This is a genomic window from Mucilaginibacter sp. NFX135 (assembly GCF_048565145.1).
In the GTDB taxonomy this organism is placed as follows: Bacteria; Bacteroidota; Bacteroidia; order Sphingobacteriales; family Sphingobacteriaceae; genus Mucilaginibacter.
Genome location: NZ_CP183412.1, coordinates 1,429,682 through 1,447,615, shown reverse-complemented (window position 1 = coordinate 1,447,615; position 17,934 = coordinate 1,429,682). Strand labels below are relative to the sequence as shown.

Below are 17,934 nucleotides of genomic sequence, written 5' to 3'. Positions count from 1 at the left end.
AGGCTCCTGCTTCGTTCCTCTCGCAATGACGCGCGGAGGGAAAGGCGTTTTTTTCACCCTCTTTGCCGCTTCGCGGCAGATAGGGTCGCCCGCGAAGCGTGGCGGGGTGAGTCAACTCTACAGTAAGTCTCGAATTATTTTGACATTTCAAGAAGATTTCCTCTGCCCAAATAGCCATATATTGGCCTTGATAACAAACTGCATGAAAGATATTCCGGTATATCAACTAAGAGAGCGGGCCTCAACGGGTCTCGAGGTCAGGCATTTTGTTGCCGGGGATGATGTGCCCCACGATGAAACCGATACCCTGGGTGCGCACCGGGATGATCATTATATATTTTTTGTTATTGAAGAAGGTGCGGCATCACTTATGATCGATTTTCAGGAGTTAAAGTTTGGCGCCTATTCTTTATATTATATACTACCGGGACAAGTACACCACCGGATCCGTAATGAGATAGGTTATGGCTGGTTTGTAGCGATCGACGCCCTGTTGATAGCCCCCGATTACCGGAATGTTTTTGAAAGCCAGCTGGTATTACAACAACCCTTTACGCTCAATGAGGTACAATTTCGTCAATGTACCGATCTGTTAGCCCTCATGCAGGAAAAATACCGGGAAGAAAATCCCGGTCCGTTTTATTTGCAGGTGGTACACTCGCTGGTACAATCATTTGTGGGAATAGCGGCTTGTTGCTTTAGCGGATTTTGCAATTCGCAATTTGCTTTATCACGACCGGTACAGTTGGCCCAGGAATTTAAAAAGCTACTGGCCGGTAATATCCGGCAGGTTAAAAGCCCATCGGTCTACGCCTCTATGCTCAATATTTCGGAAACCTATTTGAATGAGGCCTTGAAAAAAGTGACCGGTCTTTCGGTGAGCTACTGGATCCAACAGGAAGTCCTGCTGGAAGCTAAACGCTTACTATACTACAGCGAAATGAATGTAAAAGAAATTGCTCATACGCTTGGATATACAGACCATACTTACTTTTCAAGACTATTCAAAAAAGCCGAAGGCACTACCCCGCTTTTATTCCGCACACATTACCGTAAATAGTCCAATCATTACCGTAAGCCATTCATTGATTTGGGGATAAATAGGCAGTTTCTTTGTATAATTAAAAAACTACCATGGAAACATCCACTTTTCAAAAAATCAAAAGAAAAGCCGGAAAACTGTTTGAAAACAGGTTACAATCCGGCCGGGTGCTTGAAGTTCGGCACTGGGAGCCATCAACCTTAATTGAGGTCGACCTGCACCTTCCCACTGCCGATATAGCACAATGGAACGAGATACCCTATATAAAATTCCGGGTCGACGACTTTACCTTTCGCGATTACACTCCATCGGGCTGGGATGCCGAAACCAGTACCTGCACCATTTATGTTGATGCGGCACACAACGGACCTGGCAGCAGATGGGCAAATCAACTAAAGAAGAACGATGTGGTGAGCTATCTTAAAATAGGTTCAACGGATCACAGCCCAACGCCCACCTCTGCAGTTGTTGCCCTGGGCGATGAAAGCAGCATGGGGCATTTACTGGCCCTGCAAAAAATGGTATTGCCGCATACCCGTTTTTCGGGCGGCTTGGTGATCGGTAACGAGCAGCACCGCAAGCTTTTTCATGAATACTTTTGGTCGCCCCTACAGCCGGTGGCACGTAAGGATACTTTTGGTCATCACAGCCTCATTGAGTGGGTACTTGAACAGCAATACAGTTTGGAAAACACGGTATTTTACCTGGCCGGTAATAATACCATGGTAGCGCAACTGCGTAAACTGCTCAAACACCAGGGTTATCCGTCGGGGCAAATTAAAGTGCAGGGCTTTTGGTCGTAGCTTGCTTTACCTTATGATAGGTAATGTAAGAGACGGCCAGGAACACCAGGAAAATAACCGGCATTACGCGATAGTTTACCGGATCGCCTGATGCGCTATGCGCTATAAATGCCGAGATAAAAGTGAAAGTAAAACCCGCGTAAACCCACTCCTTAATCAATGATTTTAGGGGGATCAACAGCAAAACAGCGCCGGCCAGTTTAGCCAGGGCCAGCTCTACCCTGAAATAGCCAGGATAACCCAGATGTTGAAAAGCCTGTAACATTGTAGGCTGTGTTAAATAAGTATAAGCCGAGAAGGTCATCATTAATGCTACTATGCTTGTGGTGATCCAGTAAGTGATCTTTAGTGCTTTCATTTCTTTTTTTGCACAAACTTAGCTACCTTTACTATTAAAAAGATACTACTATACCAAAGGATAGTGGTATCTTTTTGGATAGCTATTTTATATATGGAAGGTCAATTCAAAAAAAGAGATCACAGTTCCGAAGCTTGCAAGGCCGCAGGAAGTGCAGTTAGGGACGCACTTTATGTGTTAAACGGAAAATGGAAATTGCCGCTTATTGCCACCCTTGCCGACGGCCCGCTGCGTTTTAATGATATTCAAAGAGCTTTGGGCGAGATCACCCCCAAAATATTGTCAAAAGAATTAAAGGAACTGGAACTGAACGAATTTGTAAAGCGGAATGTTTTTTCAACTACCCCCGTTACCGTAACTTATGAAGCTACCCCCTACAGCCAAACATTGGGGCCGGTTTTAGAAGAGCTGCAAAAATGGGGAAAACAGCACCGGGAACGTATAATTGCCAGTCGCCGTCAACCTGCGGATACTGAAGTATTAACTTAAGGATAGTAAACTATGGCCAAATTTTTTGACAGCATACAGGAGCAGCACAAAACACTTCTCCTAAATTTCTACACACAAATTCTGGTTTGCTTCATAAATCACCCTTCTTGTTAATTAAATATGTACTTTCATATAAAATTATGAAAATACATATAGAATAACCCCTCGGCTTGTATTACGGGTTAAATCCCACCTCTTAATCGATTAAGTTTAAATCTTTATGGCAATTTTTGTAACAAATAGTTTACCTTTAACCGCCGATTAAGATTTATAATTACCAAACGACTAAAAGTTAACCATTTTATAATACAAAAAATTTGGAAATGAATTTAATGTACGTATGTTTGTACATATAAAATAACCAATTTCACAAGTGTATTTTGCCTATTAAAAATACACTCAACCATATTACATCCTTAACGATCCCTGCATGAAGATACGTTTACCTGGTGTTCTTATATTCCTGTGCCTATTTTATCTGAACGTTAACGCGCAGGTAAAAAATAACGCAGCTTTAGCGGGTTCCATAATGGCAGATAGCCGTTTGGATACGATACAGGAACGGGGCTTAAAACTACTTTCCGGTTTCTCAGCAGGCACCTCCTATAACGAAGTATGGATAAGGGATTTTAATACTTTCATCAAAGGGTCCTTAAAAGTACACCCCAAAGAAAAGGTGAAAGAAATGCTCCTGATGTTTTTTAAAATTCAGGGCGAGGACGGTAATATTGTTGATGGTGTGGTTGACAGTGCAAAGGCGGGCGTAGGCTATCAATATCGCTACTCGGCATTACTACCTGGTTGGGCGGCACACAAAAATACCGTTGAAACCGACCAGGAATCATCCCTTATTCAGGCTGTAAAAAAATATATAGACGTAACCGGCGACAGATCCATACTCTTTGAAGTAATAGGTGCTAAAACGGTTCTGCAACGCGTAGAAGATGCTTTTGTCTACATTCAAAAAAATAGATGGTCGGCCAGATACGGCCTGGTAACCGGGGCTACTACGATTGACTGGGGCGACGTGCAGCCAGAAACCGGGTGGGGTGTAGCCATTAATGATAAAACCAAATGGGCCATTGATATTTACGATAACGCCATGTATGTCATAGCTATCCATGATTTTATGGCTATGAAACCCTCAAATTATCAAACCAAACAAAACTGGACTGCCATAGCCAGTACCATCAAAAAAAATGTGCGCAAATATTTATGGATGCCCGGGGCACAGAAATACCGCCCTCATCTTTATCTGAACGGCAGCCCCTTCTCCAAAAATTTTAATGAAAACGAGATCCTGTACAGCGGCGGATCTATATGCGCTATACTGGCCGGGTTTAATACCCCTGCCGAGATTAAAGAAATAAACAGGCAGTTACTTGCCGCCGCGGCCAAAGATAAATATGCTACCATTGGTAAAACGGTTTATCCGGCTTACCCGGCAGCGCAGTTCCCCAATATGCATCCTTACATTTATCAGAATGCCGGCGACTGGACATGGTTTGGCGGGCGAATGATTGCGGCCCTGCTTGCTAATGGCCAGGCAAAAGAAGCTTATAACGAATTAATACCAATGATTGAAAGGGCCATTGCACACAAAGGTTTTTATGAATGGTACGATGTGCAAACCGGCGCTCCCAAAGGTTCGGGCGATTTCAGGGGCGAGGCCGGCGTTTTATTTGATGCGATCACAGTTTTAAAACAATGGGCTATTAAAAATAAATAAAACACTTATTAGCATACAATTTTAGAAAACCAGTACTAAATCAAATTTTCATGAAAAAAAATAATACCATTAAGGTAACGTGGATGGCTTTGCCCTTTTTTAAGGGTACTCTTCCCGTATGCCGCCAGCCCCCTTAGTAGTAAACCGCCTTAGTATTCGCTGTGATACGCATTAGTATCCCCCGCGATATTCTCCTAAAGAATCAATTCTTAAATTATTAACAACGTTATGAAGAAACACATTATTTACTCGATCCTGTTCGTCCTGTTATCCCTGCAGGCAATGGCACAGGTTAAAATCAGCGGAAAGGTTAGCAGTGCGCAAGACAACTCGGCCTTACCTGCTGTAAGCATCAAAATAAAGGGTACATCAACCGGTACCGTGTCTGATGGTAATGGAAACTACAGTATCACCATACCAAATGCTAATGCTGCATTAATATTTTCCTATACCGGCTTTGCCACACAAGAAGTAAGCGTAGCAGGCAGAACAACGGTGAATGTTCAATTAAAAGAGGTGGCCAGCAACTTGAATGAAGTGGTGGTTATTGGTTATGGTACGGCAAAAAAATCAGATCTTACCGGTGCCGTAACTACCGTTAAAGCCGAGCAACTATTGGACAAACCAGTGCCTAACTTAACACAGGCATTGCAAGGTAAAGTTGCCGGTGTTGATGTTAGCGTAAACAGCAATGCACCAGGTGCAGGTGCAAAAGTGCGCATCAGGGGTATCGGCTCCATCAATTCCAATATCGACCCGGTTTACGTTGTAGATGGTGTTGTGGGCGTTGATCCCAATACTATCAACCCTAATGACATCGCTTCTATCGAAGTTTTAAAAGATGCATCATCAACAGCCATTTATGGTGTGCGTGGTGCTAATGGTATTATCATGGTAACCACCAAACGTGGTAAAAAAGGCCCTGCAACCATTAGCTATGATGCTAACGGAAACATCAGCGATCTTTATAGACATGTACCAACCCTAAACTCAAAACAATTCATAGACATTTACAACCAATCATTTGCAAACGGGTCAAAATTTGATCCTAACGGTGTTGTGCAAACACCTGCCAAGGCATTAAATTATCAAAATTTCCCGCTACTATTTAATCCGGATAACAGCCCTAAATATGATACCAACTGGGAAAAAGAAACCTACAAACCTTCTTTTTCACAAAGCCACCAATTGAATATCCAGGGTGGTAGCGAAAAATCTGTTTACAGTTTATCATTAGGGTACCTTAACCAGCATGGTTTAACTCCAACATCGGCCTTTAAACGCTACTCCATTAAAATGACTATGGATAACGATGTTAAAGATTGGTTAAGAATAGGTGGTAGCATTAACCTGATCAGCAGTCGCCAACGTTTGGTTACTGATGGTAACGGTAGTTTGAACGTACCACGCGCGGTAAGTGAGGAAGTACCGATTGTTCCTATAAAATATCCAAACGGAACTTATGCAGGTAACTTTGATATAGCCGGGCTTGAAGGAGCGCCTAACCCTATACAAATTGCCAATGAACGCTATACGCTTAATAACAACATGCAAATGTTGGGTAACGTATATTTCCAATTCAAGATATCATCAGAATTGGATTTCAAAACAGATTTTGGTTATAACCTGAGCTCACAAAAAAACAATTTCTACTCGTCATTAGCCCTGCAGCATTTATCTGCCGATCAGGGTGGTGTGGCTAATATCAATGCCTACCAGAACTATTTTTGGCAAACAGAAAACTACCTTACCTGGAACAAAAAGATCAATGAACATCAAAGATTTACTGCTTTAGCGGGGATATCTTTTAACAGAAACGGATATGAAAGGGTAAGATCTGAAACACAAAACTTCATTGACGATTTTTTCCAGTATCATTATCAGCAGGCTGGTTCGGTAAAAAGCGCAAATGAATCTCAGGACGAGAAAAACTCACTGGAGTCATTCTACGGTCGTATCAGCTATAACATTGATGAAAAATACCTGTTCACCGCAACCGGTCGTTATGACGGTACATCACGGGTTGCTACAAAAAACCAATTCTCATTCTTCCCTTCAGTTGGTGCAGCATGGCGTGTATCTCAGGAAGATTTCCTGAAAAGCAGTAAATCCATCTCTAACTTAAAGATCAGGGCCAGCTACGGTATACTTGGTAATCAAGAGATCGGTAACTACCGGTCGCTGCCACAATACGGCACCGGCCAGACAGTTTTAAGTAACGCGGCTCAAATATCATTGCTGCCAAGCTACCTGGGTAACCCCGATTTGAAATGGGAAAGAACCAAAATGGTTGATGGTGGTGTGGAACTGGGACTATTTGGTGACAGGGTAAACCTGAATGCTGATTTTTATATCAAAAATACCAGCGACCTGTTATTACAAACACCTATTCCATGGTCTGCAGGCTTTACCACTGCTAACGTTTACAAAAACGTAGGCTCGGTTAGAAACACTGGTATCGAGCTTGCCCTGAACACCGTGAATATCAGAAGCTCAGATTTTGAATGGACAACCAATTTCATATTTGCATCCAACAAAAACAAAGTAACCAAATTGAATGATAACGGTGCAGATATATTCCCTGGCCCTAACTTCCTGGGTCAAAACTATGTGATCCGAGTAGGCCAGCCATTAGGTTCTTTTTACGGTATGACCCGTGTGGGTACTTACAGCGATTCGCCTGCTGATGTTGCCGAAGCCGCCAAACATGGTTTAAAAGCCGGCGACAGAAAATATATCTACAATGCCGATGGCAGCAACTATTACAGCATCATTGGTCGCGCTTATCCAAAATGGACTGGTACTTTCAGCAGCAGTTTCAGGTACAAGCATTGGGATTTCTCATTCGATATCCGCTTTGTTGAAGGCGTAAATACCGCGGCTAACTTCAAACACTCGTCTGAAGACAGGCAAACCATTTCAAACAGTTTAGCAACCGTATTGAACGGCTGGACCCCAAACAATCAAAATACCATGATATCGCAAGTGCGTAATTACAAATACGCACAGGATTCGCACTTTGATACCTGGTGGGTAGAGGATGGTTCATTTATACGCGGCCAAAACTTCATTTTAGGTTATACCTTCCCAACTGCTATGTTGCAACGTGTGCACATGAGCCGTTTACGCATTTATACAAGCGTTCAGAACCTGTTTGTGATCACCAAATACACCGGTTATGACCCAGAGGTTGATACGTTTAACAGCAGCTATGGTTCAAATCAAGCATTTTCACAAAATATAGATTTCTTCGCTAACCCACGTCCACGTATCTGGAACCTTGGTGTACAAGTAGGATTCTAAAAACTGGCGATATGATCAAAACAGAAAGAACAATAGCCGTGAAGGGTATAATAGAAACCATCTAATAAATCGCATTAAAATGAAAACATTAAAAAATATATTAATCGTATCGTGCATGTTGCTTTCATGCTCATGCAAAAAGTTCCTGGAAGAAAAGCCAACCAACTTTTTAACTCCTGGAGCCGATCTTTCAAGCGCGAAAGTGGCCAGGGCGTTCGCCAACGCTGGCTATCAGAACCTTACGGGACTGCTCAATGGCCAATCGGGCTCATATGGTGGTAACACCTGGAACTTATTGGAGTTTATGACAGGCAAGGCAAACAGCGACCTGGGTCAAACCGGCTTTGTAAGCTTTCAGACCCTTACCTACAGCAATACCTCGTTTTATTTTGATACCTGGTGGCAACAAATGTATCTGGGTATTGGCGCATGTAACCTGGCTATTCAAAAAATACCAACTATTAATGCTGCCGGCTTAGCCGATGCAGATAAAGCAAATATGGTGGCCGAAGTGCGCACTTTACGCGCTCTGTATTATTTTTACCTGGTACGCATGTATGGCGCCGTGGTTAAAGTAACCGAACCAGCCAAGGACCTGAACCTGAATTTGCCGCGCACACCGGCCAAGCAAATTTATGATGAAGTAATTATACCAGATCTGCTTGCTGCCGAAAAATCAACCCTGCCATGGAAAGACCCATCGGGTAAAGTAACCATGGCCGCTGTAAAATCATTACTGGCCGATGTTTATTTAACTTATGCCGGTGCCGCTATAAACGGTGGTGCTGCAAACTATGCAGAATCGGCAAAACGTTCACTGGATGTAATTCAAAATGGCGGATACACGCTGTTCCCGAATTATACCGATATGATTGTTCCGGGTAATAAAAACACTACAGAGTTTATTTTACAGGTACAGTATTCGGCCGCGGTTCCGGTAACCAATCCACTTACGCCGCTTACCATCCCTAACTTTTCTGGTGTATCAAAATACTCAGACGAGTATGGATCAGTTTGGCCTACAGATCAGTTTATTGCTTCATTCGCTCCGGGTGATAAGCGTGCTGCCGAAAAACAATTCTTTTACACCAGCTACGTAAGTGCTAAAACCGGGCAAACCATCACCTTTAAAAATCACTATATTTATAAATGGTTTGATGTAAACGCGGTTACCAACACCACTAAATCAGATCTGAACTATACCATTTATCGTTTGGCCGATGTTATGTTAATGTATGCCGAAGCATCAAACCGTGCCGATGGCTCACCAAATGCCAATGCTATTAGTTATGTAAACCAGATCCGTGCAAGGGCTAACCTGGCGCCGATTGGTGCATTGTCACAAGACGCATTTGAGAAGGAAGTATGGCTGCAACGTTATTTTGAGCTTTGCTTTGAAAATAAAATGTGGTTTGATATGATCCGCACCCGTAAAATACACAATGATGTTACCGGTAACTGGGATAATTTTGTGGGACATAAAACCGTGTTCAACGCAACTTATTCCGAAAAACAATTATTATTCCCTTTACCAAAACAGGAAACAGATGTTAATCCAAAATTATTGCCTAATAACCCAGGCTTTTAATTAATACAGGTTAATATAAAACAGAACAGCCCCGGACAAACCGGGGCTGTTTTTTTTATGATAGGTTAAGATGGGTTATTCGCTTCTGAGACTTTTGATAGGGTTGGCAATGGCCGCTTTGATAGATTGAAAGCTCACCGTAAACAGGGCTATTGCAATGGCAACTACCCCTGCAAATACAAATACCTCCCAGCCAATAGGAATGCGGTAGGTAAAATCCTGCAGCCATTTGGTCATGGCCCACCAGGCTATAGGCGATGCTATAATAATGGCAATAAATACCAGCTTTATAAAATTAAGGGATAGCAGTGTAGTGATGTTGCCAATACTTGCACCCAGCACCTTGCGGATACCTATCTCCTTGCTCCGCTGCTCGGCCATATAGGCGGCAAGAGCAAACAGGCCCAGGCAGGCTATAATAATAGCCAGGATGGCAAAACTGGTAAATATGCGACCCATGCGTTGCACATCGGCATACATGTTGGCAAAACGCTCATCCATAAAAGAATACCGTATAGGCTGGTTGGGCGAAAAAGATTTCCAGGTCCTGGTGATCTCGGCCAATGTATTTTTCATATCGCCGGTTTTTACTTTTACTGATACGATGGAATTGCTGTTTTCTAAATGCATCACCAAAGGCTCTATCCCGTCGCGCAGCGATTCAAAATTAAAATCCTGTACTACACCTATCACCAGCATCGGGTTTCCGCCATTGCTGATCCTTTTACCTACTGCATTTTTAAGATTAAGTCTTTTGGCCAGGGTTTGATTAATGATAACCGCCTGCGAATCGGTTTTCATGGCTGGGTTAAAATCCCGGCCGGCAACCAGCTTCATTCCGAAAGTTTTTATGTAATCGGCATCAACATCCCAAAACTGACCACCAACTGAAGCTTCTGTTTTAACTTTTCCTTCATTATAAAATGGGTTTCCATTGCGCTTGGTACCGGCTACCGGAAGAAAATCGCTGATCGATACGCTTTTTACTGCCGGCAATTTTAACAGCTCATCCTTAAAGTTCTTTACCGCGTTATCCAGGGTATTGGTGCCTTGTATCATCACTACCTGGTCTTTCTCAAAACCAACCTTTTTATTAAGAATGAATTGCATCTGGTTATAGATAATAAAAGTGCTGATGATTAAAATGATGGATGTGGTGAACTGAAAAACCACCAATCCATTACGCAGCCCTGAGCTTCTGCTGCCTGAACTTAGCTTACCTTTTAATACTTCGGCAGGTTTAAAGCCCGAAAGATAAAATGCCGGGTAAATTCCCGCAACCACACCAACTACAACAGCCGATATCAGCACTGTTGGTAACAACCACCATTGCTGCCAGGGTATAGTTAAGGATTTTGATGCCAATACATTAAAATAAGGCAACAGTATAATAGCCAAGATTAAACCAAGCACGAAAGAAAAGAAGCTGTACAGCAATGACTCCGTTAAGAACTGCTGGATCAAACCACTGCGTTGTGAACCCACTACTTTGCGCAAACCAACTTCCTTAGCCCGGTTGGCCGATTTGGCGGTAGACAGATTGATAAAATTGATACAGGCTATAACCAATATAAAGCCCGCAACAGCTCCAAATAACCAAATAAAACGGATATCGCCATGCGACATGCCATCGTGAATATCATATGACCTGAGATTGATATCGGCGATATTCTGCGCATACATGCTTAATGCACCTGCAATTTTCGAAGCATTTTTATCTCCATTTTTTACCATATCCGGGATATAATAATTGTTAATTAACCCATCGGTTACCTTTTTGTTAAAGCGGGGAACATCAGTTCCCGGTTTTAGTGTAACGTAAACATGGTAATTACTTGCTCCCCAGGTAGTCTGTTCGCCTTTCCAAAATTCAATGCCTGCAAGCGTTAATAAAAAGTTATATTGATGCAGGTGCGACGTCGTTGGGAGATCCTGCATCACCGCGCCAATTTTATAAGCTCTGCTTTTATTATTGTTAAGATACATGACCTTGCCAACCGGGTTTTGGCCTGGGAAGTATTTATCGGCCTTGCTTTTTGATATCAACATGGTATAAGGTTCGCTAAGCGCATGGGCGGCATCACCATAAACCATGGGCAGCTTTAATATATCAATCAGCGACTGATCGGCATAAGCGAAACCATCCTCATGGGTATTTTCGGGCGCATCGCTCCGCTTCAACTCATTGCTGCCGGCACCCCAAAAAAGTGAATTAGGCATCAGCCGGCCAAATTTTTCTACTTCCGGAAAATCAGATTTGAGCGTTTTACCCATTACTGCCGGCCAATCAACTCCTTTTTCATGAATATTGTCCATATTATATTGCCCAACAATCCTGTAAATACGATCGCTATCCGGGTAGCTTTTGTCAAAGCTCATTTCCTCCCGTATATATAAGGCGATAAGCAAACAGGCGGCAATGCTCAGCGCAAATCCCCCCACCTTGATAGCCGCGTACATTTTCTGTTTGAGCAATTGCCTGAATGCAATTTTTAAATAATTTTTTATCATGGTGATATAGCTTACATAGTGATCAATTGGATGGCTTAGTACTTTTTTTTTAAAGCCTGATTCTGAATTACCGGTCTTTATTTCTTTATAAGGGTTAGTTGCCTGGGCATTCGCTTCGGCTTCTTTAATGCGCTTTAATATCTTTTTAAAAAGGAAATAGCTGTAATCCCCGGACTCCTGCGCTGTTCCGGGCTGCCACCATTCCAGCATAAATCTCACGCTATTATTAAAGTCCGGATTTTCCTTGAGCAGCGCGTTCAGTTCCTGCAGCTCCTGCCCGGATGCTTCGTGGGTTAGCTTTTTTATTACCAGGTTCCAGATACGGTCTTCCGTGTTCATATTGGCAACAACTTAATTTATAGATAGTGCTTATTTATACTAAAAGGCATGCCATTACTTTAAATAACTCATTTACAAAATTTTAACTACAATAACCATCAATTAAATCGTCCGTTTTCGCACAGGTTGTTCGATTTTGGGCCATTTATCCTATCCGTTTAGTATAGTATGGCATCTGGTGTTATTTGACCCGCTTTCAAGCGCTTAGGTTACAGTCTAAAAATTATTTTTAAATATATAGTACTATGTATTGTATAGTACCATGTTTTGTATATATTTGTTTTAATTTTTAACCTTAGCGGCATCATGAATATCAAAACATTACTATATACCGGCATCCTTATTCCCATAGTTTTTTGGGGGTCGACCATCATTTGTGGTTTTATCCATGGTCATTATAACCATCTGAGTGGTACGGTGAGCGAGCTTGGGGCAATAGGCTCCCCATCTGAACCTTTAATGGCTACCCTAACCATGTTCGGCGCCATTTTGAGTATGTTTTTTATAATGGGAGTGTATGGCGCCTGCAAACAATTAGGCCTTAACATTATCCCGGTATTTACCTTGCCCGCGTTTACTTTTATGATGGGCTGGGCAGCCATGTTTCATTTGGGCAACCACCTGCATTCGGCCACAGGGCCTGTATTTTTTATATTGTTCCTGGGCGCATTATTGGTTGCTATTTTATGGAGAGGTAAAAAAGAACTGGTATCAGTAAGAATATCTTCATTGCTGGGCCTGGCCCTTATGCTGCTGATATTTTTACGCTTTGTACCCGCTATTGAAAATACCTATCCGGGCCTTATTCAAAGGTTCGCGCATTTGGGCTGGTCGGTATGGTTCACGGGTCTTAGCATCGGGCTCATCAGGCTTGTTTCGTTACAGGAAAATCAACAACTTTTAAATCACTAAAAATTTATATCATGAAAAAACTACAATTAATCACGGCTATTGGTATCCTCCTATCCGTAACCGCCTGCAGGTTTGGCAAAAGGCATACCACCATTATGGAAAACGGCAACGGCAGCACCGTAAAAATAGAGTATGTAGGCCAAACCTATTTTACCGCCGATGGTACCGGCATTCAAAGTATTTCGCCAAACGGTTATGTAAAATACTCAAGGGATGACAAACAGTTAATTGCCGAGAGTGATCACAACGGAAAGATCACTTATGAACTAAATGACGATGGCAAAAAAACCATGCTTAACGAAACCGATAAGGAATTTTTGGCTCAGGCGGTTAAAGACATGATTAAACACGGTCACAACGCCGATGGCCGGTAAAGGATAAAAGCTAAATGGAAAGCAGGTTTAAATTAAGCCTGCTTTTTTTATGCATAATTGAAAACATTGACAATAATTAATGGGTTTATTGGTTAAAAAAGCATGAAAATAAAATTGTATAGCCGCGCATTTGGCTTTTTATTAGTATCCCTGTTTAGTTATAGTTTAGTTAGCGCACAAACAGCCCCGATGAAAACCCCAAAAGGCAACGACCAAACCTTGCAGATAAGCCGCAAAAAGATCGACTCGCTTGATAAGGCATTGATAGCCCTGCTGGGCGAGCGCGAAAGGGTGGTAAAGGAAATTGGTGTTTACAAGGCTCAGAACAATATCCCGGCATTGCAGGCCGACCGTTTTAAGCAGGTGATTGAAAAAAGCATTGAGGCTGGTAAAAAGGAGGGCTTATCAGAAACTTTTGTAACCGAACTGATGAATGCCATCCACAAAGAAAGCCTTCGGATTGAGGAAGAGATCAAGGTGCAAAAGTAGTTGATCCAAATACAGACAGTACAATAGCAAAAGACACTCACCCAAACAAGAGGGTGTCATGGAGCTCCATCGAACCATGGTGGGCAGGCCTTTGCACTCGACCCTTCGACGGAGCTCTGGGTGACATCCCCATTGGCTATTTAAACCATCAAAAGTGTCTTATTTAATCACCATCAAAATTTTGTATTTAAGCGCATCAAAATTTAATTCCGGTACGCTTACCTTGATCAGAACAGGCTGATTATGAGATTTTTCACCATAAGTCAAGTCTGGTATTAAACCGTATCAATTTCATATCAAGTTATTATAAATCAATTATTTATATTGTTCTTTTTGCTTTATTCTCATTAACTTTAATAAATTTGGATTGCCGGAAACGTCCATTTTCAGCGTTATTCAAACCGGTATTCTATTATATAAATCCATGAAGAAAAAACTTTTAATTGCCTGTCTTATAGCAGGCGGCCTTGTAAAAGCTGGCTTTGTAAATGCCCAGGGTACAGCTCCGTTTTCTGTCAGCAACAAATCGGTAAAGGTAATTGTATCTGAAAAAGAGGCAGGTTATAAGCTTACACCAACCGAAACACTTCAGTTTACGGATAAACCACAACCCGGCGAAACCGAGGTATCTGTTTTTGTTGATCCGGCTAAAACATTCCAAACCATGCTGGGCATTGGTGGCGCCTTAACCGATGCCTCGGCCGAGGTATTCGCTAAACTACCAAAAGATAAACAAAAAGAGTTTTTGACCGCCTATTACGATAAGGACAAAGGTATTGGTTATACCATGGCACGTACCAATATTCAAAGCTGCGATTTCTCGAGCGCGAGCTATAGTTACGTAAAAGAAGGCGATGCCGATCTGAAAACATTCGACATCAGTCATGATAAAACTTACCGTATACCTTTTATCAAAGCCGCTATGGCGGCAGCTGGCGGCAAATTAAACCTGTTTGTTTCGCCATGGAGCCCGCCGGCTTTCATGAAAGATAATAATGATGTACTGCACGGCGGTAAACTAAAACCAGAGTTTGACCAAAGCTGGGCCAATTTCTTTGTGAAATTTATAAAAGCTTACGAAAAAGAAGGCATCCCGGTATGGGGCCTTTCGGTACAGAACGAGCCTATGGCTAAACAAAGCTGGGAGTCATGTATGTTCACTGCCGGTGAAGAACGCGATTTTGTAAAGAACTTCCTGGGCCCAACCCTGCACAAACAAGGCTTAGCCGAAAAGAAACTGATCGTTTGGGATCATAACCGCGATTTGCTTTATCAGCGTGCCAGCACCATTTTAGAGGACCCTGAGGCTGCCAAATACATCTGGGGTGTAGGTTTCCACTGGTATGAGACCTGGACCGGTGCCGGTCAACAATTCGAAAGCACCCGCCGTGTGCACGAATCATTCCCTGATAAAAACCTGATCTTTACAGAGGGCTGTATTGAAAAGTATGATTTTGCTAAAATTAACGACTGGGCCATGGGCGAGAGATACGGCCTATCCATGATCAATGATTTTAACGCCGGCACCGTAGCCTGGACCGACTGGAACGTTTTGCTTGATGAAAAAGGCGGACCAAATCACGTTGGCAACTTTTGCTTTGCGCCGGTACATGCCGATACGCAAACCGGTAATCTGATCTACACCAGCTCATACTATTACCTGGGTCACTTCTCTAAATTTATCCGCCCAGGTGCTAAACGTGTAAGCGCGGTAGCCAGCAGAGATAAACTGTTAACCACTGCCTACCTCAATACCGATGGTAAACTGGCCGTAGTGGTAATGAATAAAACCGACGAAAAAATTGAATACTATTTATGGATCAAAGGCAAAGCCGCTAAAACAACCAGCTTGCCGCACTCCATCGCTACGCTTATAGTAGAATAAAAAGCCTTATACTAATCAACTATATCTCTGGTGTGGTGGGTCATTTATGATCCACCACTATCATTACCGGGAAATGGTCCGACGGAAGTTTGGCCTCGTATTTATCACTCCCCTTTGCTTTTCCCCTATAACTGTCGGTCAGTATCCCATACCTTTTTACGGTAAAATCCTTAGTTAAAAATATATGGTCGATGCGTGCGGCGGTTTTGGTATTGGCGTTAAAATCATTGAATGTACCATTCTCCGCATATTTTATCGGCGATAGCTCATAAGCATCTTTTAAGGTACCTGAGTTATTGATAACCGCATAACTATCAGAAGTTTGATCGACATTAAAATCGCCCGAAAATATAACCGGGGCTTTACCGGCAATGGCTTTGATCTTGGTTAAAACCAGTTTAGCGCTCTCCCTGCGGGCAACCACACCAATATGATCCATATGCAGGTTAAAGTAGTAGAATTTATAACCCGTTTTGATCTCTTGAAAAGATCCCCATGAACAAATGCGCGGCAAAGCGGCATCCCAGCCTTTATTTGGCTTATTAGTAATGGGGGCCAGCCAAAAATCGCCGTGAGCTAACAGTTTAAACTTTGTGGTTTTATAAAAAATGGCCGAAAACTCGCCTTCGGTTTTGCCATCATCCCTGCCTATGCCGGTATAGGCATAATTGGGCATGCTGGCTTTAAGGCCCTGTAACTGGTGGATAAGGCATTCCTGGGTGCCAAATATATCAAAGTCATGAAACCGGATGAGTTTTACAATTACAGGCAGACGTTGTTTCCAGCCATTACCGCGTAGCGAATCGTCATTACTGGGGTTATCATTACGCATATTGTAGGAAGCCACCGTAAATTGCTGGGCAAAGCTGGCCGTGCAGGTAACAATAGCCAGGATTAAAAGAAGCAGGAGTTTTTTCATGATAGTTTTAACAGATGTTTATAGATAGCAAAAATACAGTCTGCTTATTAAACAGGCGTTAATTACCTAAATAAATAATCACAAAGTCATCCCGGATTTATTTCGGGACCTCACAGGCAAATCAGGTTGTAAAACTGTAAAACATAAAAAAGGCCTGTCCGTCTGAGTTTGTCGAAGACTCGTGCGCAGAGGCCTGCCCACCATGGTTCGACGGCTCACCATGACATCCCGTTTTGCAGTTCGGTATAACAATCAATTTCTTATCCAAAAACAACCGTTTTGTTCCCGTAAACAAAAACACGATCCTCAATAACCAGTTTAAGGGCATTGGCCAATACAGCCGTTTCAATTTCCTGACCGGCTTTTACCATGGTAGCAGCCGTAAACGAATGATTTACCGGGATGATCTGCTGGGCAATGATAGGCCCTTCGTCAAGTTCGTTGGATACAAAATGAGCTGTAGCGCCTATCAACTTCACACCACGTTCAAAGGCTTGCTTATAAGGGTTGGCTCCAATAAATGCAGGCAAAAACGAATGATGGATATTAATGATCCGCATTGGGAACCGGGCTACAAACGCCGGCGACAGGATACGCATGAATTTGGCTAATACAATGTAATCCGGCGCATATTGCTGTATCACATCAGCCATTTGCTGCTCCAGCTCTTCCCGGCCATATTGCTCATGCGACAGGTGGTAAAAGGGCATATCAAAGCGCTCGCAAATATCCTGCAAGGTGGCATGGTTACCAATTACACATTGCACCGCTGCACCCAGGGTTTTAAAATAATTACGGATGAGTATATCAGCCAGGCAATGGTACTCTTTGGTTACCATCACCACTATTTTTTTATGTGGGGTAGGGTTTACCGATATAATAGCTCCTGCTGGTAATATATCTTTCAATGTATCCTCCAATCCATCGGTGTTTCCATCCTCTACCTCCAGGCGTACAAAAAAAATATTTTCGGCTTTATCCACATGTTCGCGCATGGAAACGATATTGAGCTGATGTTGAGCCAATATGGTAGCTATGGAACCTACCAAACCAACCTGGTCTTTACATTGAATAACAATAATCATAGTATCAGGGTACAAAAAGAATTTGCGCGTAATTTACAAACAGGTATCATTTATACAAACAATTATATGGTTTAAAATCAGCCCGGTGTATCGTTTAACCGGCGCATA

At 42.6% G+C, this 17,934-nt stretch carries 14 protein-coding genes; 10 read left to right on the top strand and 4 right to left on the bottom strand.

Translation table 11 applies throughout. From position 1 onward, the window contains the following. Positions 1 to 202: 202 nt before the first annotated feature. The gene (locus tag ACNURT_RS06355; RefSeq protein ID WP_419701025.1) at positions 203 to 1,060 is read left to right on the top strand and encodes a helix-turn-helix domain-containing protein; all 858 of its coding nucleotides are present in this window, start codon (positions 203 to 205) and stop codon (positions 1,058 to 1,060) included. Between the two features lie 74 nt (positions 1,061 to 1,134). Next, positions 1,135 to 1,845: an SIP domain-containing protein gene (locus tag ACNURT_RS06350; RefSeq protein WP_419701024.1), complete on the top strand. Its 711-nt coding sequence runs from the start codon at positions 1,135 to 1,137 to the stop codon at positions 1,843 to 1,845. On the opposite strand, the gene ACNURT_RS06345 is transcribed toward ACNURT_RS06350, so the two are convergent. Next, positions 1,820 to 2,203 (bottom strand): DoxX family protein, encoded by a 384-nt coding sequence (locus tag ACNURT_RS06345; RefSeq protein ID WP_370993977.1) that lies wholly within the window; start codon positions 2,201 to 2,203, stop codon positions 1,820 to 1,822. The genes ACNURT_RS06350 and ACNURT_RS06345 overlap by 26 nt on opposite strands. Before the next feature lie 93 nt (positions 2,204 to 2,296). Here ACNURT_RS06345 and ACNURT_RS06340 point away from each other — a divergent pair, with 93 nt between their 5' ends. The 4 genes from ACNURT_RS06340 (at position 2,297) to ACNURT_RS06325 (ending at position 9,312) form a co-directional block, all read left to right on the top strand. Further along, the gene (locus tag ACNURT_RS06340) at positions 2,297 to 2,692 is read left to right on the top strand and encodes a winged helix-turn-helix transcriptional regulator (RefSeq protein ID WP_370993978.1); all 396 of its coding nucleotides are present in this window, start codon (positions 2,297 to 2,299) and stop codon (positions 2,690 to 2,692) included. A 430-nt stretch (positions 2,693 to 3,122) separates the two neighbouring features. Then, positions 3,123 to 4,421, top strand: coding sequence for a hypothetical protein (locus tag ACNURT_RS06335; protein ID WP_419701023.1), 1,299 nt, complete (start codon positions 3,123 to 3,125; stop codon positions 4,419 to 4,421). 228 nt (positions 4,422 to 4,649) lie between these two features. Further along, complete coding sequence (locus ACNURT_RS06330; RefSeq protein ID WP_419701022.1) at positions 4,650 to 7,724, top strand: SusC/RagA family TonB-linked outer membrane protein; 3,075 nt, start codon at positions 4,650 to 4,652, stop codon at positions 7,722 to 7,724. Positions 7,725 to 7,803: 79 nt separating this feature from the next. Continuing rightward, positions 7,804 to 9,312, top strand: coding sequence for a RagB/SusD family nutrient uptake outer membrane protein (locus ACNURT_RS06325; protein ID WP_419701021.1), 1,509 nt, complete (start codon positions 7,804 to 7,806; stop codon positions 9,310 to 9,312). A gap of 75 nt (positions 9,313 to 9,387) precedes the next feature. On the opposite strand, the gene ACNURT_RS06320 is transcribed toward ACNURT_RS06325, so the two are convergent. Further along, positions 9,388 to 12,162: an ABC transporter permease gene (locus tag ACNURT_RS06320; RefSeq protein WP_419701020.1), complete on the bottom strand. Its 2,775-nt coding sequence runs from the start codon at positions 12,160 to 12,162 to the stop codon at positions 9,388 to 9,390. A gap of 306 nt (positions 12,163 to 12,468) precedes the next feature. On the opposite strand from ACNURT_RS06320, the gene ACNURT_RS06315 reads away from it, so the two are divergent. The 4 genes from ACNURT_RS06315 (at position 12,469) to ACNURT_RS06300 (ending at position 15,822) form a co-directional block, all read left to right on the top strand. Beyond that, the gene (locus tag ACNURT_RS06315) at positions 12,469 to 13,074 is read left to right on the top strand and encodes a DUF998 domain-containing protein (RefSeq protein WP_419701019.1); all 606 of its coding nucleotides are present in this window, start codon (positions 12,469 to 12,471) and stop codon (positions 13,072 to 13,074) included. Between the two features lie 11 nt (positions 13,075 to 13,085). Further along, positions 13,086 to 13,448, top strand: a complete 363-nt coding sequence (locus tag ACNURT_RS06310) for a hypothetical protein (protein WP_370993985.1) — start codon at positions 13,086 to 13,088, stop codon at positions 13,446 to 13,448. 102 nt (positions 13,449 to 13,550) lie between these two features. Beyond that, complete coding sequence (locus tag ACNURT_RS06305) at positions 13,551 to 13,937, top strand: chorismate mutase (protein WP_419701018.1); 387 nt, start codon at positions 13,551 to 13,553, stop codon at positions 13,935 to 13,937. 424 nt (positions 13,938 to 14,361) lie between these two features. Beyond that, positions 14,362 to 15,822, top strand: coding sequence for a glycoside hydrolase family 30 protein (locus ACNURT_RS06300; protein WP_419701017.1), 1,461 nt, complete (start codon positions 14,362 to 14,364; stop codon positions 15,820 to 15,822). Between the two features lie 40 nt (positions 15,823 to 15,862). Here ACNURT_RS06300 and ACNURT_RS06295 read toward each other — a convergent pair whose 3' ends face one another. Both ACNURT_RS06295 and purU read right to left on the bottom strand, forming a co-directional pair. Then, positions 15,863 to 16,741, bottom strand: coding sequence for an endonuclease/exonuclease/phosphatase family protein (locus ACNURT_RS06295; RefSeq protein WP_419701016.1), 879 nt, complete (start codon positions 16,739 to 16,741; stop codon positions 15,863 to 15,865). A gap of 260 nt (positions 16,742 to 17,001) precedes the next feature. After that, positions 17,002 to 17,826: a formyltetrahydrofolate deformylase gene (purU, locus tag ACNURT_RS06290; RefSeq protein ID WP_419701015.1), complete on the bottom strand. Its 825-nt coding sequence runs from the start codon at positions 17,824 to 17,826 to the stop codon at positions 17,002 to 17,004. Positions 17,827 to 17,934 lie beyond the last annotated feature (108 nt).